Annotated in this window: 23 protein-coding genes; 12 read left to right on the forward strand and 11 right to left on the reverse strand. The window is 66.6% G+C overall.

All coding sequences use genetic code 11. The annotated features are described in order from the left end of the window. Window positions 1–143: 143 nt before the first annotated feature. A complete protein-coding gene (locus GRX03_RS14180; RefSeq protein ID WP_159764887.1) occupies window positions 144–479 on the reverse strand; it encodes a DUF5802 family protein in 336 nt (111 codons plus the stop codon). Between the two features lie 272 nt (window positions 480–751). On the opposite strand from GRX03_RS14180, the gene GRX03_RS14185 reads away from it, so the two are divergent. Continuing rightward, the gene (locus GRX03_RS14185; RefSeq protein ID WP_159764888.1) at window positions 752–1,816 is read left to right on the forward strand and encodes a hypothetical protein; all 1,065 of its coding nucleotides are present in this window, start codon (window positions 752–754) and stop codon (window positions 1,814–1,816) included. A gap of 197 nt (window positions 1,817–2,013) precedes the next feature. Next, window positions 2,014–2,706, forward strand: coding sequence for an ArsR/SmtB family transcription factor (locus GRX03_RS14190; protein WP_159764889.1), 693 nt, complete (start codon window positions 2,014–2,016; stop codon window positions 2,704–2,706). Here the strand turns inward: GRX03_RS14190 and GRX03_RS14195 are convergent. From GRX03_RS14195 to GRX03_RS14210, 4 genes are all read right to left on the reverse strand, one after another. Next, a complete protein-coding gene (locus tag GRX03_RS14195; protein ID WP_159764890.1) occupies window positions 2,703–3,185 on the reverse strand; it encodes a hypothetical protein in 483 nt (160 codons plus the stop codon). The genes GRX03_RS14190 and GRX03_RS14195 overlap by 4 nt on opposite strands. 78 nt (window positions 3,186–3,263) lie before the next feature. Then, window positions 3,264–3,521 (reverse strand): DUF2249 domain-containing protein, encoded by a 258-nt coding sequence (locus GRX03_RS14200; protein WP_159764891.1) that lies wholly within the window; start codon window positions 3,519–3,521, stop codon window positions 3,264–3,266. Between the two features lie 56 nt (window positions 3,522–3,577). Further along, complete coding sequence (locus GRX03_RS14205) at window positions 3,578–4,951, reverse strand: hypothetical protein (RefSeq protein WP_159764892.1); 1,374 nt, start codon at window positions 4,949–4,951, stop codon at window positions 3,578–3,580. Window positions 4,952–5,011: 60 nt separating this feature from the next. Next, window positions 5,012–6,052, reverse strand: a complete 1,041-nt coding sequence (locus GRX03_RS14210; protein ID WP_159764893.1) for a type II glyceraldehyde-3-phosphate dehydrogenase — start codon at window positions 6,050–6,052, stop codon at window positions 5,012–5,014. A gap of 114 nt (window positions 6,053–6,166) precedes the next feature. Here GRX03_RS14210 and GRX03_RS14215 point away from each other — a divergent pair, with 114 nt between their 5' ends. From GRX03_RS14215 to GRX03_RS14225, 3 genes are read left to right on the forward strand one after another with little or no spacing between them, the layout of a single operon-like run. Further along, the gene (locus GRX03_RS14215) at window positions 6,167–6,949 is read left to right on the forward strand and encodes a hypothetical protein (RefSeq protein ID WP_159764894.1); all 783 of its coding nucleotides are present in this window, start codon (window positions 6,167–6,169) and stop codon (window positions 6,947–6,949) included. Window positions 6,950–7,001: 52 nt separating this feature from the next. Continuing rightward, complete coding sequence (locus GRX03_RS14220; RefSeq protein ID WP_159764895.1) at window positions 7,002–8,309, forward strand: HEAT repeat domain-containing protein; 1,308 nt, start codon at window positions 7,002–7,004, stop codon at window positions 8,307–8,309. A 54-nt stretch (window positions 8,310–8,363) separates the two neighbouring features. After that, window positions 8,364–9,935, forward strand: coding sequence for a GMC family oxidoreductase (locus tag GRX03_RS14225; RefSeq protein WP_159764896.1), 1,572 nt, complete (start codon window positions 8,364–8,366; stop codon window positions 9,933–9,935). On the opposite strand, the gene GRX03_RS14230 is transcribed toward GRX03_RS14225, so the two are convergent. After that, window positions 9,936–10,106, reverse strand: a complete 171-nt coding sequence (locus GRX03_RS14230; RefSeq protein WP_159764897.1) for a ribbon-helix-helix domain-containing protein — start codon at window positions 10,104–10,106, stop codon at window positions 9,936–9,938. A gap of 132 nt (window positions 10,107–10,238) precedes the next feature. On the opposite strand from GRX03_RS14230, the gene GRX03_RS14235 reads away from it, so the two are divergent. Continuing rightward, window positions 10,239–10,820 carry a peroxidase-related enzyme gene (locus tag GRX03_RS14235; protein WP_159764898.1) on the forward strand — a complete coding sequence of 194 codons (582 nt, stop codon included), beginning with the start codon at window positions 10,239–10,241 and terminating at the stop codon, window positions 10,818–10,820. A 12-nt stretch (window positions 10,821–10,832) separates the two neighbouring features. Here the strand turns inward: GRX03_RS14235 and GRX03_RS14240 are convergent, their stop codons facing one another. Then, the gene (locus tag GRX03_RS14240; RefSeq protein ID WP_159764899.1) at window positions 10,833–11,303 is read right to left on the reverse strand and encodes a hypothetical protein; all 471 of its coding nucleotides are present in this window, start codon (window positions 11,301–11,303) and stop codon (window positions 10,833–10,835) included. 291 nt (window positions 11,304–11,594) lie between these two features. Next, window positions 11,595–12,638 (reverse strand): DUF5787 family protein, encoded by a 1,044-nt coding sequence (locus tag GRX03_RS14245; protein WP_368278509.1) that lies wholly within the window; start codon window positions 12,636–12,638, stop codon window positions 11,595–11,597. Between the two features lie 136 nt (window positions 12,639–12,774). Between GRX03_RS14245 and GRX03_RS14250 the strand changes: the two genes are divergently transcribed. Then, on the forward strand, window positions 12,775–14,748 hold the full coding sequence (locus tag GRX03_RS14250) for a DUF460 domain-containing protein (RefSeq protein WP_368278511.1): 1,974 nt from the start codon (window positions 12,775–12,777) through the stop codon (window positions 14,746–14,748). Here GRX03_RS14250 and GRX03_RS14255 read toward each other — a convergent pair. Then, window positions 14,745–14,957: a DUF7470 family protein gene (locus GRX03_RS14255; protein ID WP_159764900.1), complete on the reverse strand. Its 213-nt coding sequence runs from the start codon at window positions 14,955–14,957 to the stop codon at window positions 14,745–14,747. The two genes, GRX03_RS14250 and GRX03_RS14255, sit on opposite strands and share 4 nt — an antisense overlap. A gap of 95 nt (window positions 14,958–15,052) precedes the next feature. Between GRX03_RS14255 and eif1A the strand changes: the two genes are divergently transcribed. Continuing rightward, the gene (gene eif1A, locus GRX03_RS14260) at window positions 15,053–15,340 is read left to right on the forward strand and encodes a translation initiation factor eIF-1A (RefSeq protein WP_159764901.1); all 288 of its coding nucleotides are present in this window, start codon (window positions 15,053–15,055) and stop codon (window positions 15,338–15,340) included. Between the two features lie 8 nt (window positions 15,341–15,348). Here eif1A and trpB read toward each other — a convergent pair whose 3' ends face one another. Beyond that, complete coding sequence (gene trpB, locus GRX03_RS14265; RefSeq protein ID WP_159764902.1) at window positions 15,349–16,530, reverse strand: tryptophan synthase subunit beta; 1,182 nt, start codon at window positions 16,528–16,530, stop codon at window positions 15,349–15,351. Between the two features lie 110 nt (window positions 16,531–16,640). Between trpB and GRX03_RS14270 the strand changes: the two genes are divergently transcribed. The 3 genes from GRX03_RS14270 (at window position 16,641) to GRX03_RS14280 (ending at window position 20,311) form a co-directional block, all read left to right on the forward strand. Continuing rightward, window positions 16,641–16,829, forward strand: a complete 189-nt coding sequence (locus tag GRX03_RS14270) for a DUF7576 family protein (RefSeq protein WP_159764903.1) — start codon at window positions 16,641–16,643, stop codon at window positions 16,827–16,829. A gap of 104 nt (window positions 16,830–16,933) precedes the next feature. Further along, window positions 16,934–19,210: a heavy metal translocating P-type ATPase gene (locus GRX03_RS14275; protein ID WP_159764904.1), complete on the forward strand. Its 2,277-nt coding sequence runs from the start codon at window positions 16,934–16,936 to the stop codon at window positions 19,208–19,210. 42 nt (window positions 19,211–19,252) lie between these two features. After that, window positions 19,253–20,311, forward strand: a complete 1,059-nt coding sequence (locus tag GRX03_RS14280; RefSeq protein WP_159764905.1) for a CapA family protein — start codon at window positions 19,253–19,255, stop codon at window positions 20,309–20,311. A gap of 6 nt (window positions 20,312–20,317) precedes the next feature. Here GRX03_RS14280 and GRX03_RS14285 read toward each other — a convergent pair whose 3' ends face one another. Further along, window positions 20,318–21,595 (reverse strand): outer membrane protein assembly factor BamB family protein, encoded by a 1,278-nt coding sequence (locus tag GRX03_RS14285; protein WP_159764906.1) that lies wholly within the window; start codon window positions 21,593–21,595, stop codon window positions 20,318–20,320. Between the two features lie 160 nt (window positions 21,596–21,755). Here GRX03_RS14285 and GRX03_RS14290 point away from each other — a divergent pair, with 160 nt between their 5' ends. Continuing rightward, entirely contained in the window at window positions 21,756–23,315 is a 1,560-nt protein-coding gene (locus GRX03_RS14290) for an HTTM domain-containing protein (RefSeq protein WP_159764907.1), read from the forward strand. The last annotated feature ends 73 nt before the right edge of the window (window positions 23,316–23,388 follow it).

Raw genomic sequence — 23,388 nt, forward strand, 5'->3', positions numbered from 1 at the left:
GTTAAAATTCTTGTGTGGCGGCACTCCCGCCCTCGGCGTGAACCCTCGAAGACGGGCTCTCCCGAGCTCAGGCTCGCGGCGTCCGGCACACTCCCGACTCCGCCGCCCGTTCCCGGACAGCACGCTCAGGGGTCGGCGTGAACTCAGGCGGTCAACCCCAGAAGTTGCGCGGCCCTATCGGCCTTCGCAAGCAGCACCTCCTGTAAGGTCGGCGGATTGCGCACCGACGTTTCGGAGAGCACCGATTCGGGCACAGAGAGCGTATCTGCTGGCACCGTCTCGTCGCCGCGGACGGCGAGGTGGTGTGTCCCGACTTTCATGACCAGCGGCCGGTCGAGGCGTTCGATCCCCTCGCCGTCGGCGTACAACTGCTCGTTGACCCGCTCGTGTTGTGCCTGACACATCTGTGCCTGCTCTGCTGTCGTTGGCTCGACGTACAACCGTCCGAGATAGTATCCGTCCGAGAACTGTTCGAACATGCGATCCACTCCCGTGTTATCTGGTGTCATATATAAGCGATTCGCCAAGAATTTATATCGAATCGCAATCAAGCCCGCTGATCCGGGCCGGCGGATCGCCCCGGAGACGGCTCTCGGCCGGGCGGTTGTAATCGGAGTGAACTGATCGACGACAGCCCCCGACAGGGACTCATAAACGCTCTTGGACGGTGACGATCTGTCTGAGCCGAATCTAAACGGACCGAACGAATCTCCGGTTTTATGTGGTGACGTGGCTAACACAGAGATACGTGATGAGACATCGCCAGATTGCAGCCCTCGGGGTCGCCCTGCTCGCAGTGGCTGTTGCAGTCCCCGCTGTTGGCTTTGCGGATCTCGGTTTGGGGGTGGCTGCCCAGGAGACAGCCGAGAACGACACCGAACCGGCCGGGTTCGGGATCCAGGTGACTTCCTTCGCGCAGTCGACCGCGGTGGATGCGAACAGCGGTCTCGATATGGGTCTCTGGGAGATCCGGGCGAACGAGACCTTCGAGCAAAACGACACCGACGACAACGAGACGACCGCGGTGATCACGGACCGGGCGGCGGAACTCGAAAACCGGCTCGAAGCCCTCCAGAACCGGACCGAGCGCCTCGAACGGAACCGTGAGAACCTCTCCGACGCGGCGTACAACGCTCGTGCGAGCGCGCTTCGCTCGCAGATCGCAAACGTCCGGGACGCCATCGAACGGGCCAACCGGACGGCGGCCAGCCAGGGCGTGAACGCCGAGCAACTCCAGCGACTTCGGGACAACGCGGCGAACATGACCGGTCCGGAGGTCGCGGAAATCGCGCGCAACATCACCGACGCGCCCGGTCCGCCGGCCGGGGTGCCCGGTGGCGGACCGCCGGAGTCCCCGCCGGGACAGGCCGGTGACGGCGACCGACCCGGGGCTCCGGGCGCCGGCGACGGGCCCGGAGACGAACCGGGTCCGCCGGAGAACCGAACTGTCGACGGAGGGCCTCCGGCGGATCGGGCCGGTGGCAACGGGACTGACGGCCCCGGCGAGATCGGTGCCGGAAACGAGACCGCCGAACCGCCCGGGGACACGGCTCCGGGGAGCGATGGACCGGCCGACGGCCCGGGAAGCAACACTAGCGATTCCGATCCCGGAGGCGACGCCGCTGGGGGCCCAGATAAGGACGGGACCGACTCAGGTGGCTCCCAACAGGACGCCGGCACAGACTCACCAGCGGAGAACGAGGCTGACGGCACTGATTCTGCGTCCGGTGACACAGACGACACCGACCAGTCCGACAACTCCGGGAGTGACGAGCAAGCGGGCGACGGCGGTCCGCCGGACGACACCGGCCCGTAAGTCGTCGGTAGCTACTGTTTCCTAACGCTTGTTTTCTCCGTCGCGAGCGGTTCGGTCTCTCGTGTTCTCGAAGGCGGGAACTCCCCCGCTCGCGGAGTAAACCAGTCCGTCGCTTGGCGATCTGTGCCGCTCTGACGCCCGCCTTCCGGGCTCGGACAGGGACAGTCTTATTACTTAGAAGGGGTTACGTCGGGTAAATGGACTCCGCCGAGTTTCTCGATATTCTGGGGAATGCGAACAGGCGTCGGATTCTCCGGTTGCTCGCGGAGCGTCCCTGTTACGTCACCGAGATCAGCGACTTCCTGGGCGTCAGCCCGAAGGCGGTCATCGATCATCTCGAAAAGCTCGAAGCCGCCGGGCTGGTCGAGAGCCGAACCGACAGCAAGCGTCGGAAGTACTTCTCGATCGCACGCCACGTCCGGCTGGAGGTGACGGTCTCGCCGTACGAGTTCGGCACGAAAAGCGCCTATCCGGCGAGTTCCCGGCTCGACATCACTTCGTGTCGCCAACTGAGTATCGACCTCGAACACGACCCGGAGACGGCGGACTCGGGGGTCACCGCCTCGGAGGTCGAACCCGACGATGTCGTCTCGCTGACCGAGGCGCTGCACGACGTGGAACAGCTCGAAAACGAACTCTCGCTGGCCCAGCGGTGGGCCCAGGGGAAACTGACCGAACTGCGCGAGCACCTCGAATCGGTGCTCGACGACGAGCAGAGCCGGCTGCTCGCGGACCTGCTGTTGGCCCTTGCCGACGACAGCGCCGATACCGAAACGCTCGGCCGCGAGGTCGGTGCACCGCCGGGCGTGGTCGAGGAGCTACTGGAAAAGCTCGTCGACGAGGGGATCGTTCGCGAAGACGAGGGCACGTACAGGCTGATCGACGCCTAATCGTCGAGATCAGCGGTGAGGCCGGCCCGGAGATCCCGGCCGAAGTAGTGACCGACGACCCCGGCGACCACACCGGCGAGAACGCTGATCGCCAGAAGCGTCGTCCCCGACGCGACGACCGCGGCGATCAGGTTGCCGAACAGCGTCGCCGCGCCGCCGGTGACCGCGCCGGCCAGCGCCATCTCGACGTATCGTCGGGAGTCTGAGCCGAGTCCGTAGGCGAACCCTCCGGCGGCGATTCCGAGCACGGCCTCGCCGAAGGGGAGAAACGGAACGAACCCGAACAGGACGGTCCCGACGACCGCGAGGGCGAGGGCGGTCCCGAGCGAGCGTTTCGTCGCCACCGTACCGAGCCGTGACCGAACCGCGCCGGTCTCCTCTGTCTCGGACTCGCGGCTCGGACCGGCCTCCGTCTCGTCGAGACCGGCCTCGATGTCGACGGTGATATCTCGGTCGACCTGCGACTCCCGTTCCCGCATACCACTGCATTGTTCGGCCAGCAACAATTCAGTTGCGCTCGGTTGCTGCGTGAGAAACAGTCCGCGCTCCCGGAGCCGTCACTCCCAGATGGTCGTCACGACCGCGTCGTCGGTCTCGACGGTGTCGTACTCGTACCCGCGGTCGTCGAGCTTCGGATACAGAAACTGCGGGACGCGGTCGTTGTACTGGACGAGCACGCCCTCGTCCATCTCGACGAGCGTCTCCAGGGTCTGTTTGAGCGGCTGTGGCGGTCCCAACTCACGCACGTCGAGCCGCTCGACCGGCCGTCCCGCCGGCGCGTCGGTCTGTTCGATAGCGCGGTCTTCCGTGAGCATACCCGTACTTCGCACGGCCAGCACACCAGCACTCTGCCGAAGATATTCGGCCCCCTTCACTCCCGCTCGGTGGGGTCGACGCCGGGGGAGGGGTCAGTCTCGCCGCGGGTGTGGTCGCCGGGAACACCCAGGATTCCGACGAGCGTGTGCGGGCTGTGCCGGCGGATCACGAGCAGCATGTTCGCCGTGAACACCGCCGCGCCGATGATCGCGAGCGTTCCCCCAGCGACGAGCAGTATCGTCGGGCCGCCGAAGTATACGCCGGCGAAGACCCCGCCAAGTCCTCCGAGCAGACAGCCGAAATCGACGACAGCGAGCCGGTCGCTGTAGAGGTCGTCGATCATCGGCACCGGCTCGTAGCCGAGCAGGTCGCTGTAGCGATGGACCCAGATGATGAACGGGACGACGTGATACAGCGTTCCGAAGACGACGAACCCGATCACGCCGAACGCGAGCAGGTGGATGGCTCCCGGCGCGGCGAGCAGGCGGTCGAGTGCGAGCGGGTCTGCGAGCCAGGCCGGTGCCGTCAGTCCGGCCCAGGCGACGATTGCGAGCGCGACGACGGCGTACCGCGAGAGCATCGGGGTCCAGTCGACCTGGCTCTCCAGGAGCTTCCGCGCGATCACGACCGCGACCGCCAGCAGGCTTCCGACGATTGCCAGCCCGCCCAGACGGGCGAGGGCCGGGTGTTCGAGCAGTCGACCGCCGGCGAGCGCCACGACGCCCAGCGGGTAGGCGACCGACTCGCCGCGCTGGAGGAGCGTATCGACCCGGCCGAGTTCTGTCTGGGTGAACATCGTTCCGAGCTGGTACAGCGCGCCGACGACCGTCGTCATCACGGCCCCGAAGACCGCCAGCGTCGCGTGAGCGCCGACGACCGCCATCCGGTTCAGCCCCCACTCGTAGAGGATGCCGGTCGTGAAGTCGACGGCGAGGAGTAGTCCGAGCGTCGTTGCGGCGAGAAAGAACCCGAGTGCGAGCGCGAAATGCGCCTCCGTCACGTCGAACTCCCGCAGCGACGGCAGCGTCCGCAGGATGTTGTAGACGAACAGCCAGAAGCCGACGAGCATGACGCCGCCGGCGACTGCGAGCAGCGTGAGGTCGAGGGCGAGCAGCGCCGCGACGAAGCCGACGAGCCCGCCGGCGACCAGCCACAACTGGACCGCGGCGAGTCGACGGGAGTGCAGCGACACCGCGGACCAGACGGGGACGAACTGCGTCATCGCGCCCATGATCGTGAGACAGATCCACCCTGCCAGCAGCGCGTGGAGATGCGCCAGTCTGACGAGTCCGGACAGCCAGCCGACCGCCGACGCCACCCCGAGGCCGACGCCCGCCAGCAGGAAGGCGAGCGCGACGACGAAGTGTCGCAGCGGCAGCGTCATCGGCGGCTGTTTGTCCGTCTCCAGACCCGATGGGATTGCGCTCATACGAGCGAGTACGGCGCTCTCTCCCCTCCGCTTGCTGCCGAAGATGTTCGGAAACCGCGTTCAGTCCCGGGTGCGCGTCGGCGCGAGTGAGTCGTCCAGCCCCATCGCCTCGTCGGTCGTCGCGATGCTCTCGGACTGGGATTTCGTCCCCAGCACCGCCCGGATCGCGTCGACGTTCTCGGGGACCACGTCCGACTCCTGGTGGATCGCCTGGAACAGGTAGAGGTCGTCACCTTCGACGGTGATCGACTCGCCCCAGATGCAGTTCTCCCAGATGTCCGCCCGCGGGCGGCCGGCGTCCTGCGCGAGTTCCTTGATCGCGCCGGCGCCGTCCAGTCCGAGCCACTCGGGGATGACGAAGGTCCGGCGCTCGTCGTCGAGCAGTTCCCGGACCGCCTCGGCGTCGGGGTTGCTCTGTAGCGTGACGTTGATGCTGTGTGTGTGCATCAGCGTCGCCGGGACTTTCAGCCCGAGCGTGTCGATTTCGAGGTCGGGGAAGATGGTGTTCACGTCCGGGCCGTGGTGGGAGGGCAGTTCGACCGGGTTCGGGAGGATGTCGTTGATCGGGCCGCGGCCGCTCTGGGCGGGGTCGCCGCCGCGCCGGACCAGCGTCGCGCGGACCTTCTCGATCCCGTACTCCTCCTGTAGCGGCGCGACGAGCCGTGAGAGGCCGGTCGTGTTACAGGAGACCACGCGAACCAGATCCATCCCCTCGACGGTGTCGAAGTTCGACCGGGCGTTGAAGCTCCCGTCGACGACTTCCGCGTCCTCTCCGCCCTGCAGGAGCGCCGGGGTGTCGTACTCCTCGTACATCTCGGCGTTGTCGGCCCCGATCCCGGAGGGGCAGGCGTCGACGACGATGTCGCTCTGTTCGACGAGTTCCTCGACGTCGCCGGCGAGGTCGATGCCGGCCTCGGCGAAACGTGGCTTGCGCTCCTCGACGGCCGCGTACAGGTCGAACCCCTTCTCGACGGCGCTGCTGGCCTCGAAGTTCGGCCGGGTCTTCGCGACGCCGACGACCTCCATGTCCGGCTGTTTTCGGACGGCGTCGGCGACCCGTTTCCCGATCGTTCCGTATCCGTTGATTCCGACGTGGATCATTGTGTGACGATGCGTACGGTCGGTGTATATCCTTTCCGGACTGACACAGACGCCGCCGTTTCTCCGGCTGAAACGCGGCGAGGGCGTTATCGGACTGCCGCATCGATCGTGAGCATGGTCGTAAACCAACTCGTGATCGTCGCAGTTGCGGCCCTGATCGGGGCGTTTCCGATCTCTCACGCGCGACGACAGCGCGAGCGCGCACGGAGGCTGTCTGGACTGGTGGCCAGCGGGAGCGACGGGGCGACGGCGGCCGGCGAACGGACCGTTGCTGGCCCGGTCGAGGTCGAGCGACCGGCGGAACCGGAGCGGTCCCCGCCGGATCGATGCGAACTCGACCGGAGCGACGCCGACCCCGCGGTGTGGGCCTGGCGTGTCCAGACGGAGCGAAACCGAGACGAGGGGTCGAACGATTGGAAGACGATCGATTCCGGCCTCGCCGTCGGCGAGTTCGCGGTCCGCGACGACTGGGAGCGGGTTCGGATCGACGCCGAAAGCGTCCGTCCCGGAGAGATCGACGACCCCTTCGAGGCCGACCGACTCTTTCTCGGCACGCCAGACATCGATCTCTACGTCGAGGAGCACAGCGGCTCTCTCGGGGATATCGGCCCCGTCGAAGACGTCGAGGTCAGTCTCGGCATCGGCAGCGAGACGACGACCCCGAACAAGTACCAGGCGACGGTGATTCGGGAGGGTGACGAACTGCTCGCGCGCGGCCGAATCGACGACGCCGGTGACGGCGCGGTGCTTCGTGACGACTCGGGAATCGAACTCGGGTTCGGCGACCTCTCGGACCGCGTCGAACGGTTACACAGCTCCGCCCGACGGTGGGCGGCCGTCGGCGGCGGCATACTCGCTCTCGGCGTCGCTGGTGCCGTTGCGGGCCTCGTTCTCTGAGGCGTCGACACGAAGGGAAATCCCTTTGCCCCAACCCGACACAGTAGCAACCATGAGCGACGGCGAGGACACAGACAGCGCGGAGGAACCGCCCGAAGACGCGGGCGAGGAGCCGCCGGCCGAGGAGCTGACGGACCCCGAAGAGTTTGAGCAACGGCTCGACGAGGCCGCCGATCTGGTCGAGGCCGCCGAAACCGAGGACGACCTCGACGAGGCCGACGAAACCATCGACGGGATCGAGGCGGATCTCGACGCCGCGACCCTGCCGACGCCCGAACCGGAGGTCGACGAGGACGAAGACGAGGAGGATGTCGAGCCTCCGGACCCGAAAGAACCGCTCGAAGATCGGATCTCGGACCTGCGAGCGGACATCGAGGAGCAGCGCGGCCCCTACGTCGAGGACATCACGGACGTGCTCGACTCGGCGACGACGACGATCACGACCAGCGAGTGGACCCACGAGGGCGAGGACGAGGTCGCGAAGGCGGTCTCGCTGTTCTGCTCGGAGGCCGGTGAGACCCTCGGGGAGTCCTTCGAGGTGACCGCCGAGGACCCCGAGGGCATCGCCGAGGAGTTGGGTGAGGTGACCGAGACGATTGGCGAGACGCCGCTGGACCCGGACGACGACGCCGGGACGATCGCCGCGCTACTCGACCAGGCCGAGACGCTGACCGACGACCTCGACGACGCGATGGTCTGGAGCGACCTGGAAGTCCGCGAACAGCTCCGCCGCCAGGGCTTTTACGACGTGCTCGATCCGAACGTGACGAAGGACTTCCCGCCGGAGTTGAGCGCGATCAACGTCTACGAGGCCGAAGGCGAGGTCGAACCGCTGCTGGAAGCGCTCGACTCCTTCGATTCGGATTTCATGGAGGAGAACGTCCTCGACGCGTTGGAACACCTCGCTCCCGAGGAGGCGTTCGATCCCGTCCACGCGCTGGCCCAGCGCCGCAACAAACAACCGGTCCGGATCCTCGGCCGGATCGGCGACGAGGCCGCCTGTGACACGCTGGAGGACTTCCTCGGCGGCGGCGACGTCGAACTCGAGAAGATCACGCTTCGCTCGCTGGGGATGATCGGCGCAGAGCGCTCGACCGACCCCGTCGCGCAGCGACTGGCGGCCGACAACCGCGAGATCCGTTCGGCGGCGGCCCGCTCGCTCGGCCTGATCGGCGACACCCGCGCGGTCGAACCGCTCGGCGACGTGTTGGCCGACGACGAGGCCGACGAGGTCCGGGCGAGCGCGGCGTGGGCGCTCAACCAGATCGGCACCGAACGCGCCCTGGAGACGGCCGCCGAGTACGCCGACGACCGCTCGTATCTCGTCCAGGCCGAGGCCGAGAAAGCCCAGGGCGTCTGATCGTTCCCGCTATTCTGCGGACAACTATTTCACATCCCCGTCCAACTACGGGGTATGGTCGCATACGATTACGTGATCGTCGGCGCAGGCTCGGCGGGGTGTGTGCTGGCGAACAGACTCGCAACGGAGACGGAGGGGGACGTTCTCATCCTGGAGGCCGGCAAACCCGACGAGAAAGACGAGATCGAGATTCCGGCGGCTTTCCCGGAGACGTTCAAATCCGACGTGGACTGGGAGTACTACACCGAACCGCAAGAGGAACTCGCCGGCCGGGAACTGTACTGGCCGCGGGGGAAGACCCTCGGCGGATCGAGTTCGATCAACGCGATGATCTACATCCGGGGCCAGCCCGCGGATTACGACGGCTGGGCCGAGGACAGCGAGGGCTGGAGCTACGAGGAGCTACTGCCGCGGTTCAGGAAGGCCGAACACAACGAACGGTTCGACGACGACCATCACGGCCGGAACGGACCGCTCAACGTGGCCGACCAGCAGGCACCGAACGAACTCACGGAGGCCTTCGTCGAAGCCGGCAGTGCCGTCGGCCATCCGGTGAATGCGGACTTCAACGACGGGGAGCAGGAAGGCGTCGGACAGTACCAGGTCACCCAGAAGGACGGACAGCGGTTCAGCGTCGCCGACGGCTACCTCAAGCCGGTGTTAGACCGCGAGAACGTCACCGCGCTCACGGGCGCACACGTGACCGACATCCAGATCGAGAACGGTCGGGCCGTCGGCGTAGAGTACGAACGCGCGGGCGGAACCGGATCGGTCGAGGCCGGCGAGGAGGTGATCGTCTCCGCGGGGGCGATCAACTCGCCGCAACTGCTGCTGCTGTCGGGGATCGGTCCGGCCGAACACCTCGAAGCACACGACATCGACGTGGTGGCGGATCTGCCCGGCGTCGGCCGGAACCTACAGGATCACCTCTACGTCCCGGTCGTCTGTGACTGCGCCGAGCCGGTTACCCTCGACGACGCCGAGACGCTCGCCAACTTCGGGAAGTACAAGGCCCTCGGTGACGGCCCGCTCACCTCGAACGTCGGCGAAGCGGGCGGGTTCGTCCGGACGCCGCTGGCCGAGGATCGACCGGACGTGCAGTTTCACTTCGCGCCGGCGTATTTCATCGAACACGGCTTTCGCGACCCGGATCACGAGTACGGCTTCTCGCTCACCAGCCTCCAACTCCGCCCGGAGAGTCGCGGTTTCGTCGAACTCGACTCGACGGACCCGCGCGATCACCCACGGATCGACCCCCAGTATCTCAGCGCCGAGGGCGACCTCGACGTGCAGGTCGAGGGGCTGAAGATGGCCCGCGAGATCATGCACGCCGAGCCGTTCGATCAGTACCGAATCGAGGAACGCCTGCCCGGACCGGAGGTCCAGACAGACGGGGAACTGGCCGAGCACGTCCGCCAGTACGGCGAGACGCTGTATCACCCGGTCGGGACCTGCAAGATGGGGAGCGACGAACAGGCGGTCGTTAACGAACGGCTCCGGGTCCACGGGATCGACGGCCTCCGCGTGGTCGACGCCTCGGTGATGCCGACGATCACCAGCGGCAACACGAACGCGCCGGTGGTCGCCATCGCGGAGAAAGCGGCGGAGATGATTATCGAGGGTTGATCACTCCTCGAGTCGGCCCTGGCGCTGGTCAATCTCGTCGAGCAGATCGAGGGTCTTGCGGATCGACGCCCGGACGGCCTCGCTTCGGTTGACGAACTTGCCGTCCTCGCCGACGTGCTCGTCGAGGTCGTCGAGCAGTTCCTGTGGGACTTCGACGCTGATCTTGGGCATATCACTCACACTCCCGGCTCGCCGACCGCCGCGAGCCCGTTAGTACTGCCCAACACCGCCGGGTGGAAAATCCTGTGGGTCTCGGTGAGAACCGATGCCAACCTCTAACACGGTGGCCGCCGATGGGCGGGTATGGCAGACTCAGAGCCAGCGATGACGCGGTTTCCGGTCCCGGATCTCGAAGACGTGCCCGAGGACATCCGCGAACACATCGAGGAAGAGACCGAACAGGCGGGCTTCATGCCCAACGTGATGCAGGCGTTCGCCTACCGGCCCCACCAGTACCGGGCGTTTTTCGACTACCACGACGCCATCGTCGAGCACTCGCCGCTGTCCCGCGGCGAAATTGAGATGATCATCGTCGCCGTCAGCGGCGCGAACAACTGCCTGTACTGCGTCGTCGCTCACGGCGCCCTGCTCCGCGTCTACGGCGAGGATCCGCACCTGGCCGAGCAGTTGGCCACCGACTACCGGACGGCAGATATCAGTGAAGCCCACGCCGCGATGCTCGATGTCGCGGTGACACTGACCGAATCACCCAACGCGGTCGACGAATCGGATCTCGAACGCCTCCGCGAGCACGGCTTCTCCGACGAGGAGATCTGGGACATCGGCAGTCTCACGGCGCTGTTCAACCTCTCGAACCGGATGGCGACGTTCGCGGACATGCGGCCGAACGAGGAGTTTTACGAATTGGGACGCGACCAGGCATAGAATCAGCAACGATCACCCTCTAATTCGTTCGTTTTGCTCAGTCGTTATACCCTCGATCGAGCCGCCGCCGTACGCACCGACACGGGCGGTGGGATGACTCATTCCGTCGGACTCTGACTTGCTAATGCCGTCGGCATTGTCAGCGACCCACTCAGCCGCCTCTTCCACCACCGCTCCCGCGGGCCCAGTCGCATCTGCCACCTTATCCGCGACATCTATTGAAGGGTTCTCACCTGTACTACGGTCATAATCGCCCTCCGGTGTCGATACCGACCGGGGCGAGTCATCGTCCTCGCCGCACTCCTCGGGGACCGGTGTCGTGGCAGACTGGGTCGAGTCGTCGTCCTCGTCACAGTCTGGAGTTGCAGCAGCGGACGTCGCTCCCGCGGTAACGAACCCGAGAACGAGCATAGCAGTCAAGACGACTCGCAGCACTGTACGCGTCTTCTGCCGGGGGGTGTTACGGTTTGTCACGCCGTACATGACACCAGATTGATCGGAGGATGCCGGGAAAAAAGCTTTTATATCCTAATTATCCGGCAATGAAACGAACCGCGACGCGTTCGAGTCTGCGCAGTAGCGGTCTGGTTACGATGTGCAGGAACCGGCCTCCAATGCTGGCAAAGACTCCACAGCAGATGCTTATTCGCTCTGTTGGAGAGCGGTCTCTGTCTCCCGTACCGGCTTTTGTCGCATCTATTGTAACATTTCACGCCCGGATGTACCCCAGTCAGCATATCGTGTCCTTCTTCAGGTTTACACGGTGAACTAACCTCAGTCCGGATCCGGGCGCTGACGGCGGCGCTGTCGGTCGAGTACCCGCGTGAGTCCCTTCCCCGGCCCGCCCTCGATTGGCCAGCCACGCTGTCGCCACGCCGGCGGTTCCGGCTCGAACGCCTCGCAGGAGGAACTGCACTGTCGCGGCGTCTGTTGGCAGTCTTTCGCCCGGCAGGTCGGCCTCGCGACGGCCTCGGTCGGGTCCATCTCGAAGTGTCGACAGTCCGACCGCATCGAGTCCACGTACGAGCGCCAGCCCCGCTCGTAGGCCCGCTCCGCAATCTCGCGGCGTTTGTGGGCCTTCCACTCCGGATCGGCGTACTCGAACCGACAGGCAGAGGCGTCGTGCCCGCTGGCGTCGGGACGGTCGAGAATCCGCGTTCCGGCGGTGTCGGTCGGAAGCGTCTGCGGGTTCCATCGGACCGAGACCGCCTCGGGGCCGCGGCGCTGCGGGTCGACGCCGAGGATGCCGGCCTCGACGGGCAGGTCTTCGAGTAACACCGGCGCGACGGCGTCGTCGGTCCTGTTCGTCGCGACCCACACCTCGTCGCCGAGCGCCAGCGCCACGTCGCTGTGCAGTTGGTCGGCGAGGTGTCGCGCCGCGCTGGCGTCGAGGTCCGGCTTGTTCTCGATGGCGACGATCCGCTCGATCCAGTCGGGGTATCGAAACCGCCGCCGGAGTTCGATCCGGTTGCCGCTGGTTCGCTCCTCGATCAGGTCCCGGTCGGCGGCGCGGTGGACGGCCTCGCGGACGTACCGCCACGGATACCCAGGATCCGGCAGACAGTCGCGGTACCACTCCCACTCGGCGGGGGCGTTCCGGACGACGTGCAGTAGGTCGCTGTCCAGACGCCGGGAGCCGAAGTCGGCGCGCTGGCGGAGTCCCTCGGCGTTGCACTCGATGACGAGCGTGTCCCAGCGCCGCCGCCTTGTCCCCAGTTGGCGTGCGACGAGCACCGGCCGCTCTCGCTCCCGACCCGGGGGCCAGCACTCCTCGGCCCACTGGCAGACGCTCAACTCGAAGCCGAACTCGCTGTCCACACCGACTGCCAGCAGTCCCGTGGAATTGAACGTATCGGCCGCGAGCAGTCACGCCGTCTCCCGACCGTCTCACCGACACCGCCGAGGCCTGTCGCCGGGTTGAGGATTTATACGAATCCCTGCCCTACCGACGGACGTGAGTGATCGCACGGCAGCCCTGGACGCGGTCGTGTTCGGCGTCGATATCCAAAGCGGCGACGTCCGCGGTGACGCCCCCTCGTACGCCCTCGTCGTCTTCGACGGGGAGGACATCGAGCGCGATGTCGTCAGCTACCGGAAACTCCGCCGGCGCATCGACGACGAGCGCCCCGCGATGGTCGCCACCGACAACATGTACGAACTGGCCGAGGACAAGGACGCGCTCGTCCACTTTCTCGGCTCGCTCCCGCCGGAGACCTCCCTCGTCCAGGTGACCGGCGGCACGGAGCCCGAACCGCTGTCCCGGGTTGCCTCCCGCCACGGGGTCCCGTACGGCAAACAGCCGATGAAAGAGGCCGAGGCCGCCGCCCGGTTGGCCGCCGCAAACGTCGGTCAGGAGGTCTCCGCGTTCACCGACACGACCGAGATCAAGGTCGCCCGTGGCCGCTCGACCGGCAGCGGCGGCTGGAGCGAGGACCGGTACACCCGCCGGATCCACGGCTCGGTCAAACGCCGCGCCCGCGAGGTCGAGTCCGAACTCGACGACGCGGGCCTGGAGTACGAGCGCGACGTGACCGAGAAGTACGGCGGCTTCTCGAACGCTATCTTCACCGTCGACGCCCGGCCCCAGGACCTGCCGGTCTCGACGGAACGGTCCGGAGACGTCCGAATCGAAATCGAACGCAAGCGACGGGACGGCATCGAGTTCGAGCCGCTGGTCAAGCGCCGTGACCGCGTGATCGTCGGCATCGATCCCGGCACGACGACGGCCGTGGCCGTGGTCAGCACCGACGGCTCCGTCCTCGACGTAATCAGCACCCGCACCGCCGACACTGCCGCTGTCATCGAGTGGATCATCGAGCGCGGCCGCCCGGTGATCGTCGCCGCCGACGTGACGCCCATGCCCGAGACCGTCGAGAAGATCCGCCGGAGTTTCGACGCCGCGGGCTGGGTGCCCGACCGCGACCTGCCGGTCGACGTGAAACAGCACCGCACCCGCGAAGAGGGGTACGACAACGACCACGAGCGCGACGCCATCGCCGCGGCCTTCGGCGCGTACGACGCCCACAAGGCGCAGTTCGAGCGGATCGCCCGGGAGACGCCGCCGCGGTTGGATCTCGGGACGGTCATCGAGCGGGTCGTCGCCGGCGAGGAACCGCTGTCGGAGGTGCTCGCGGACCTCCAGACCGACGACAGCGAAGACAGCGAGGAGACCGAACACGTCGAGCGAGAACTGACCGCCGAGGAGCGCCGGATCAACCGCCTCGAAACACAGGTCGAACGGCTGCAGGATCACGTCGACACCTTGGAGGAGACGATCAAGCAGAAAGACGATCGCATCGACGAGTACGAGCGAAAGCTAGAGGAGGCCCGCAGCGAACAGCGCCGCGAGGCCCGCGAGAGCCGCGAGGTGACGCGACTGGAGCGGCGGAACAGCCAACTGCAGCGGGAACTCGACGAGGAGCGCGAGCGCGTCGCGGAACTCGAGGACAAACTCGAACGGCTGAAGGCGCTGTGGAAACTGGATCACTCGAATTTCGCCGACGTGGCGGAGAAGAAATCCGGGCTGGTGCCGGTGAAAGTCATCGAGCAGTTCACCCGCGACGCCATCGAGACGGCCGACGAGCAGTTCGGACTCGCCGAGGACGACGTGATCTTCCTGCGAGACGCCAGCGGGGCCGGCCGGTCGACCGCCGAACTGCTCGCCGATGTCGAACCGAAGGTCGTCCTGCGAAACGGCCAGCTCTCCGACATGGCCGATCAGATCCTCTTCGAGCGCGAGATTCCCGTCGCGCCGGCCGATCTCGTGACGATCCAGGAGGTCGACGAACTCGCGGTCGCACGCGAATCGGAGGTCGAGGACGCGATTGCGGACTGGGAGGACCGCGCCGAGGAACGCGAGCGCCAGCAGAGCGCGGAGATGGTCGACCGCCTGATCAGCGAACACCGCGCGGACCGGCCGGAGGGTTAGGCCATCCCCATCGACTTCAGAAAGCGCGTGGCCGCGCCGTCAGCGACCAGCCCGACTCCCGCGACGATCAACGCGAGTCCGACCGCGAGTTTCGGTCGGTCCCGCCCGATCACCGCGAGTCCAGCGGCGACGGCTCCGATCCCGTATTTTCCCTCTGTGCCGGCCATCTTCTCGATCTCGTCGCTGGCTTCCTGAATCCGGTTTCGCATGTCTTTCGCTCTCTGAGGGCTGATAATAAAGTCGGTGACTTCCGACGCCGGCGGTTCTCGCAGAAGTTATACGTCTCCCTCGCAAATCGTGACGTATGAGCGACAACGAAGGGCGCAAGGACCTTCGAATGCCCGACGACGACGAGGTGTTCGCCGTCGTCGTCGATATGCTCGGAGCCAACCGCGTCCGCGTCAGGTGCATGGACGGCGTCGAACGAACGGCCCGGATCCCGGGCAAGATGCAGAAACGGATCTGGATCCGCGAAGACGACGTCGTCCTCGTCGAACCGTGGGACTGGCAGGACGAGAAAGCCGATATCACCTGGCGGTACGACAAACAGGAAGCCGACCAACTGCGAGAGGAAGGGCACATCCAGGAGTAACTGTTCTCTCACTCCGAGGTGGGCGTCAGATCGAACTGCTCGGCGGCCGAGCGCATGTCCTTGTCACCGCGCCCGCAGAGATTGACGAGAATCGTGTCGTGTTCGTCTTCTTCGGCCAGTTGAATCGCCAGCGCGATGGCGTGGCTCGGCTCGAAGGCCGGGATGATCCCCTCGCTCTCGGAGAGTTCGCGGAAGGCCGCCAGCGCCTCCTCGTCGGTGATCGCGCGGTACTCCGCTCGACCGGTCTCCTGCAGTGCCGCGTGCTCCGGCCCGACGCCGGGGTAGTCGAGTCCGGCGCTGACCGAGTGGTTCTCGGTGTCGTCGTCGATGACCTTCGTCTTCGCGCCCTGGTAGATCTCGCCTTCGCTGTCCTCGTTTTCCGACAGCGGCGCGGAGTGTTTCCCGGAACTGAGGCCTTTCCCGCCGGGCTCGGCGCCGTACAGCGCCACGTCCTCGTCGTCGCGGAAGGCGTCGAACAGGCCGATAGAGTTCGATCCGCCGCCGACGCAGGCGACACAGGCGTCGGGCAGGTCGCCGTGTAGCTCCTGGATCTGCTCGCGGGCCTCCTTGCCGATGACCGACTGGAACTCCCGGACCATCCGCGGGAACGGGTCCGGGCCGACCGCGCTGCCGACGAGGTAGTGGGTGTCGTCGACGTTCTCGACGAGGTCCTCCAGGGCGGCGTCGACCGCCTCGGCCAGCCCCTCGTTGCCGCGGGTCACTGACCTGACTTCCGCGCCCAGCAGCCGCATCCGGAAGACGTTCATCTCCTGGCGCTGGATGTCCTTCCGACCCATGTAGACCGTCGTGTCGAGATCCAGCAGCGCCCCGACCATCGCCGTCGCGGTGCCGTGCTGGCCGGCCCCGGTCTCGGCGATCAGCCGCTCCTTGCCGGCCTGTTTGGCGAGCAGGCCCTGCCCCAGCGTGTTGTTGAGCTTGTGCGCGCCGCCGTGGAGCAGATCCTCGTGTTTGAAGTAGATGTCCGCGTCGTACCGCTCCGAGAGGGTTTCGGCGTAGAAGACCGGTGTCGGCCGGCCGCCGTAGTGTTCGAGCAGGTGCTCGAACTCCTCCCAGAACTGTTCGGACTCGATTGCCTCCTCGAATCCGGCCGCGAGCTGTGCGAGCGGTTCTTCGAGCGGTTCCGGAACGTGCCGACCGCCGTAGCCGGCGTAGGTGCCGTCTGATGCCATACTCGTCTCACGGGTGCGGGCGAACAAAAGCGCTCCCCCAGCCGGACCGCTCGCAGGCCCGTCCGACAATATATGGGATTAAGTGTAGGCAACACATCGGTTGACCCAACATGGTTGATCCGACGTCTGATCTCAACGAAGACATCTCGGCGGACGAAGCCCCGGCGTGTGAAACCTGCGGCGAGACGATTCTCGACAGTAACAGCCACCGTGTGATAACCTGGATCGACGACGGCAGCGTCGAGTCCGCCCACTTCTGTGACGACGACTGCCGGATGGCGTGGGACGGCGACTCCTGAGCGCCCGTTTTATTAACTTCTGTCCCGTCGTTACCAGATTCTTCTATTACAACCGCATCTGGTAACAGCCGAGTTAATAACACCCCGGCACGTACTGTCGGGTAATGACCGAGACGGCATCACAGCAGGTGCGATTTACCGTCCCCGAGATGGACTGTTCGTCGTGTGCATCTACAGTCTCGGATGCGCTCGCCGGGGCCGCTGGTGTCGTCGCCGTCGACCCCGCACCGACCACCGGCCGCGTGACCGTCGAGTACGATCCCTCGGCCACCGACGCCGAGACGCTGGCGGCGGCTATCGAGGCGGCCGGCTACGAGGTGACGGCGACCGGCGGCCAGCGACTCGAAGACCAGTCCGTCTGGACCGGTCCGCGCGGACTGAAAACGGCCGCCAGCGGGGCGGCGCTGTTGGCTGGGTTGATTATCCTCGCCGTCCCGGGTCTCGACCGGGAACTGATTACGGTGCTCGGGACGGCCCACGGCCTGTCGGATCTCGCCTTTATCACGGCCACGGCCGTCGGCGGTGAGATCATCCTCCGCAACGGCCTCGTCTCCGTGCGCCAGCGCTCGCTGGATATCGACTTCCTGATGAGCGCCGCCATCCTCGGTGCCGTCGCCGCGAGCCTCGGCTTCGGCGAGGGGCTGTACTTCGAGGCCGCGACGCTCGCGGTGCTGTTCAACATCGCGGAACTGCTGGAAGCGGCGTCGATGGACCGCGCTCGCAACTCCCTCCGGGAACTGATGGATCTCTCGCCGGACGAGGCGCGTGTCTCCCGCGACGGTGAGACCGTGACCGTCCCGGCCGACGACGTTGCCGTCGGCGAGCGCGTTTACGTCCGTCCGGGCGAGAAGATTCCGGTCGACGGGACCGTCGTCGACGGCGAGAGCGCGGTCGACCAGTCGCCGGTGACCGGCGAGAGCGTCCCCGTCGAGAAGACCGTCGGGGAGGAAGTCTACGCCGGGACCGTCACCGAGACGGGCTATCTCGAAGTCGAAACGACCGCCGCGGCCGGCGAACACACCCTCGCACGGATCATCGACCTCGTCGAGGACGCACAGGCAAACAAGACAGACCGCGAGCAGTTCGTCGACCGCTTCGCCGGCTACTACACGCCCGCCGTCGTCGGACTGGCGCTGCTCGCGATGCTCGTGCCACCGCTTCTCGGCGGCGCGTGGGGCACGTGGTTCGTCTACGGGCTGACGCTTCTGGTGCTGGCCTGTCCGTGTGCGTTCGTCATCTCGACGCCGGTCTCGGTCGTCTCGGGGCTGACGAGCGCGGCCCGCAACGGCGTGCTCATCAAGGGCGGCGACCACCTCGAAGCGATGGGTGAGGTCGACGCGGTTGCCCTCGACAAGACGGGGACGCTGACGAAAGGCGAACTGACCGTGACCGACGTGATCGGTCTCGACGGGACGACCGAGACGGACCTGTTGGCCTGCGCGGCCGGCGTCGAACGGCGCAGCGAACACCCGATTGCGGAGGCAATCGTCGAGTACGCCGACGAACGGGGGGTCGAGCCCAACCCGGTCTCCTCCTTCGAGGCGATTCCGGGCAAGGGCGTCCGTGCGGAGGTCGACGACCGCACCCACTACGCCGGCAAACCGGGGCTGTTCGAGGACCTCGGGTTCGACCTCTCGCACGTCCACCTGGCGACCGACGGCGGTGTTGCGGCCTCCGCCCCTCCGTCCGGCGGTGGACCGGCCGACCCGGACGACTGCCCCCGGGATGACTGCGTGGATCTGCTCGCCGAGACGATTCCCGACCTCCAGCAGGCGGGGAAGACGGTCGTCCTCGTCGGGACCGGCGAGCGTCTCGAAGGTGTGATCGCCGTCGCCGACGAGATCCGTCCGGGTGCGGCGTCGATGGTCGAGCGCCTGCACGACCTCGGCGTCGAGCGGGTCGTGATGCTCACCGGCGACAACGACCGCACCGCCCGGGCAATCGCGGCGGAGGTCGGCGTCGACGAGTACCGGGCCGAGTTGCTGCCCGAGGAGAAGGTCGCGGCGGTCGAGGAGTTGGCCCGCGCGTACGGCGACGTGGCCATGGTGGGCGACGGGATCAACGACGCACCCGCGCTGGCGACGGCCACCGTCGGCGTGGCGATGGGCGCGGCCGGGACGGACACCGCTCTGGAGACCGCCGACATCGCCCTGATGGGTGACGACATCTCGAAGCTTCCGTATCTCCGCGAGTTGGCGATGCGAGCCAACGGCGTCATCCGCCAGAACATCTGGGCGAGTCTGGGCGTCAAGGCCGCACTCGTCGTCCTGGTACCGTTCGGGCTGGTTCCGATCTGGGTCGCAGTGCTGCTCGGTGACGCGGGCATGACCGTCGGCGTGACCGGCAACGCGATGCGACTCTCCCGCGTCCGGGCCGACTGACCGGGACCAGATTCAAGTCGGTCCCCGTCTACCTCCCGACAGATGACGTGGACGCGGCGGGGTCTGCTCGCGGCGGGCGTCACGGCGCTTGCAGGCTGTGTCGGCGGCGAGCCCGGGACCCGGATCGGCTTCGTGGGCGACGTGATGCTCGGTCGAAGCGTGAACGACCACTGGATTGGCCGCGACCCCGACGGCGTCTGGGGGTCGACGCTGAACCGACTCCGACGGCTCGACGGTCTCGTCCTGAATCTGGAGTGTTGCATCTCCGAGCGCGGCCGCAAGTGGCCCGACAAGGTCTATTACTTCCGGTCCGACCCGGATTTCGCCGTCCCGGCCCTCGAATCCGCAAACGCCGCTCTCGCCTCGCTTGCGAACAACCACAGCCTCGACTTCCGGGCACCGGCGCTCGCAGACACGCGTGGGTATCTCGACGACGCAGACATCGCCCATGCCGGTGCCGGTCCGAGTCGAGAGGCGGCGCTCACCCCGGCGGTCACCGACATCGGCGGGCTGACGGTCGCGGTGGTCGCGCTGACAGACCGGTACCCGGAGTACGCCGCGGGCGACGGGACGGCCGGTACCGCGTATCTGCCGCTCGATCCGTCCGTTCCCGAGAGCCGTCAGACCGTCGAAGCGACGCTCCGGCGGGCGCGCGACGCGGATCCCGACCTCCTCGCGGTCTCGCTGCACTGGGGGCCGAACTGGGAGACGGCACCCAGCGAGACACAGCGGCGGTTCGCTCGCTGGCTGATCGACCGCGGCGTCGACGTCGTCCACGGCCACAGCGCCCACGTGCTCCAGGGCGTCGAGGTCTACCGGGGTCGGCCGATCGTCTACGACGCCGGCGATTTCGTCGACGACTACATCGACAAGGAGAGCGTTCAGAACAAGCGAAGCGCGCTGTTCGAACTCACCGTCGAGGACGGCTCGGTCGACAGCCTCCGGATCGTCCCGACCGAGATCGCAGACGAGACCGCGACGATGGCCGACGAACAGGCGTCGGCGTGGGTCTGCGAGGCGATCCGCGAGCGCTCGGCGGCGTTCGGGACGCGTGTCGACCGCACCGACGCAGGCCTGTCTGTTTCACTCGGGGAGCCGTGATCGCCCTCAGCCGCGCCCGACGAGTCTGTATGCGCCGCCGTCTCTCTCCCCGTCCTCCGGATCGGGCGCTCGCTCGGCGTAGTAGATCGCTCCGTCGTGGACTCGCGGCGTGCTCGTCACGACGCCGTCGCTGTCGACGTGCCAGACCTCCTCGGCTGTCTCGATCTCGACGGCGTACAGCCTGCGGTCCTTCGAACCGAAGACGATCCGGTCCGAACAGACGGTCGGGCAACCAGTCAGGGCCGCACCGGTCTCGAACTGCCACCGCATCTCGCCGGTGCCGCCGTCGAGCGCGTAGAGGTTCCCGTCGTGACTGCCCGCGTAGATCTCGTCCCGCCTCGGATCGACTCCCGGTCCGACCATCGAGAGCCCCCCGGTCTCGAACGACCAGTCCATGGTGCCGGTTTCGAGGTCGACCCGGTAGATGTGCTGGTCCCACGATCCGAAGAAGGCCGCCCCGTCGTAGACCGTGATCGGCTCCTTTATCTCGCCGTCCGTCCCGTTCTGCGGGTCGGTCTCGAACGTCCACTTGAACTCGAGGGAGGGATACTCCCAGGCGTACAGCAGTCCGTCGTTCGAGCCGAGCACCATCGTTCCGGTGTCGCGGTCGATTGCCGGCGTCGAGTGGGGGTGATCCGTCGGTCGGTGTTCTGGGTCCTCCCAGACGACTTCCCCCGAGGCCGGGTCGACGGCGAACGTGCTCCCCTCGGGGTCGGCGTACTCGACTGCGACGTAGAGCAGGTCGCCGTCGTACGTCGGACTGCCGCCGATCGAGTCCCCGAGTTCGGTCTCCCACAGGCGCTCGCCGGTGGCGGCGTCGAAGGCGTAAAAAATCCCGTCGTAGGCACCGATGTAGACGGCTCCGTCGGCGACGACCGGCGTCCCGTGGATGCCGTTGCCCTCCATGTCGGTCTCCTGTTGCCAGCGGATCTCACCGTCCGGAGTGAGAGCGGTCAGATAGCCGGTGTCGCCGGGAAAGACGACGCCCCCCTCGGGCAGCGGTACCGCGCTGGCTTTCGCCGCGCTGTGGTCGTCGGTGTTGTGTTCGGGGATCCGCCAGTCGACCTCGACGGCGTCGGGAACCGTCTGCTCGGGGTAGTACCCCCAGTTCTCCAGCGAGTGCCGAAACTGGTTGGCTCCCTCGACGACGGTCTGTTCCTCGGGGTTCGCGACCCGCTCCGCGGGTTCGGGCAGCGCGCCCGGCGCCTGACAGCCGGCGACGGCGGCGGTGGCGGCGGCCGTCCCGGTCGCCAGCAGCGCCCGGCGTGATACGCTCCGTGTCATCTGAGTACTGAGTCTGCCGACTATCGCTCTCGAACCGCCTAATACTTTCTGGACGACCGACCGACACGTTTTGGGGGGCGGCGCGGCGATTCGGACACGCCTCCGGCCAACGACAGAAAACATATACGGTTGCTTCTCGACTCACCAACAGATTCCGGATATGTTTCCCTCCGACAGATCACGGCTGTTCGCGCGACTCTCCGAGGCTGTCGGACGGCGGTGTGCCATCGACCTCCGCGGACTCGCCGTCTTCCGGATGGCTGTCGGGTTCGTCGTCGTCGCTGATCTTCTCGCGCGGTCGCGGGATCTGGTCGCCTTCTACACCGACTCGGGCGTGTTGCTCCGGCGTGCCCTCGCCTCGGACTACTCGGGCATCTACTCGATTCACACGCTCTCGGGGGACGCGTGGTTTCAGGCGCTGTTGTTCGTCGTTGCCGGTATGTTCGCGCTCATGCTGATCGTCGGCTATCGAACCCGGACGGCGACGGTGGTCTCCTGGCTGTTGTTGCTCTCGCTTCGGGCGCGCAATCCGATGATCTTCAACTCCGGGGACGACCTCCTTGGACTGCTGCTGTTCTGGGGGATATTCCTCCCCCTCGGTGAACGCTGGTCCGTCGACGCCCGCCGGATCGACCGTGATCGGTCGACCGTCGTCTCGCTGGCGTCGCTCGGTATCCTGGTCCAGGTTCTGTTGGTCTACGTGACGAACGCGGTGCACAAGAGTCGTAGCGAGGAGTGGATGAGCGGCGAGGCGCTGGCGATGGTCTACCAGGCCGATCAGTACACCGTCCGCCTCGGCGATTTCTTCGCGTCGTATCCCGCGTTACTCGAGTGGCTGACCGCGGCGTGGCTCTGGCTGCTGGTGCTCTCGCCGCTTCTGTTGTTGCTGACCGGCGCGCGCCGGGCGATGCTGACGACGATGTTCGTCGGCGTCCACCTCGGCATCGCGCTCACGATGAACATCGCGACGTTTCCGCTCGTCTCGATTGCCGCGATGCTCGTCTATTATCCGCCCTCCGTCTGGGAGTGGCTGACCCGCCTGCTCACACGAACGGGCGTCCTCGACCGCACCCGGAGCCTCCGCGACCGTCTCCCGACGCTCGGGTCGGCGGTCACGCTCCCGACGGACGCGACTGCCCGTCTCGACGGGGTCGGGGCCGCACTCGACCGCGGACGGGCCGCCGTCTCGCTCGTCGTCCCCTATCTGTTTCTCGTGCTCGTGCTCACGTCGGCGGCCGCAGACGTGGGCTACGCCTCCGTCCCGGAACCGGGCGAGGAAGTCCTGGAGGTGACCGAGACGGATCAGGACTGGGCGATGTTCGCCCCGGACCCGGTACGGACTACCCGCTGGTACGCCGCGCCGGGCCGACTCGAAGACGGTCGGATGGTCGATACTCTCCACGAGTCGGACGTGATCTTCGATCCCGGAGCGGGGACGAACGACTCCTTCCGCCGACCGGACGATGTCGAGGGAACCTACCCCTCCGCACGGTTTCACAAGTATCTGGTGAACGTCCAGTTCGCCGACAACGACAACCACCGGTCGTACCTGGCGAACTACCTCTGCGACCGGTGGAACCGCCGCCACGACACGACCGTCGAGACGGTTTCGATCTGGGCGCTGTCCGAACGGACCGACCCGTACAACGGTACCGTCATCTCCGAGCGAAAGAGCCGACTCATCGAGTACGACTGCTCCGGACCGCTCGTCCAGGAGTGACTCTCGACGGACCGTCCCCGGCGCTTTCATTATATTTCCTTCAATACCTTGATTAACCGGCCGGCTGTATCGC

Source organism: Halovenus carboxidivorans (assembly GCF_009831575.1).
GTDB classification, from domain to species: Archaea; Halobacteriota; Halobacteria; order Halobacteriales; family Haloarculaceae; genus Halovenus; species Halovenus carboxidivorans.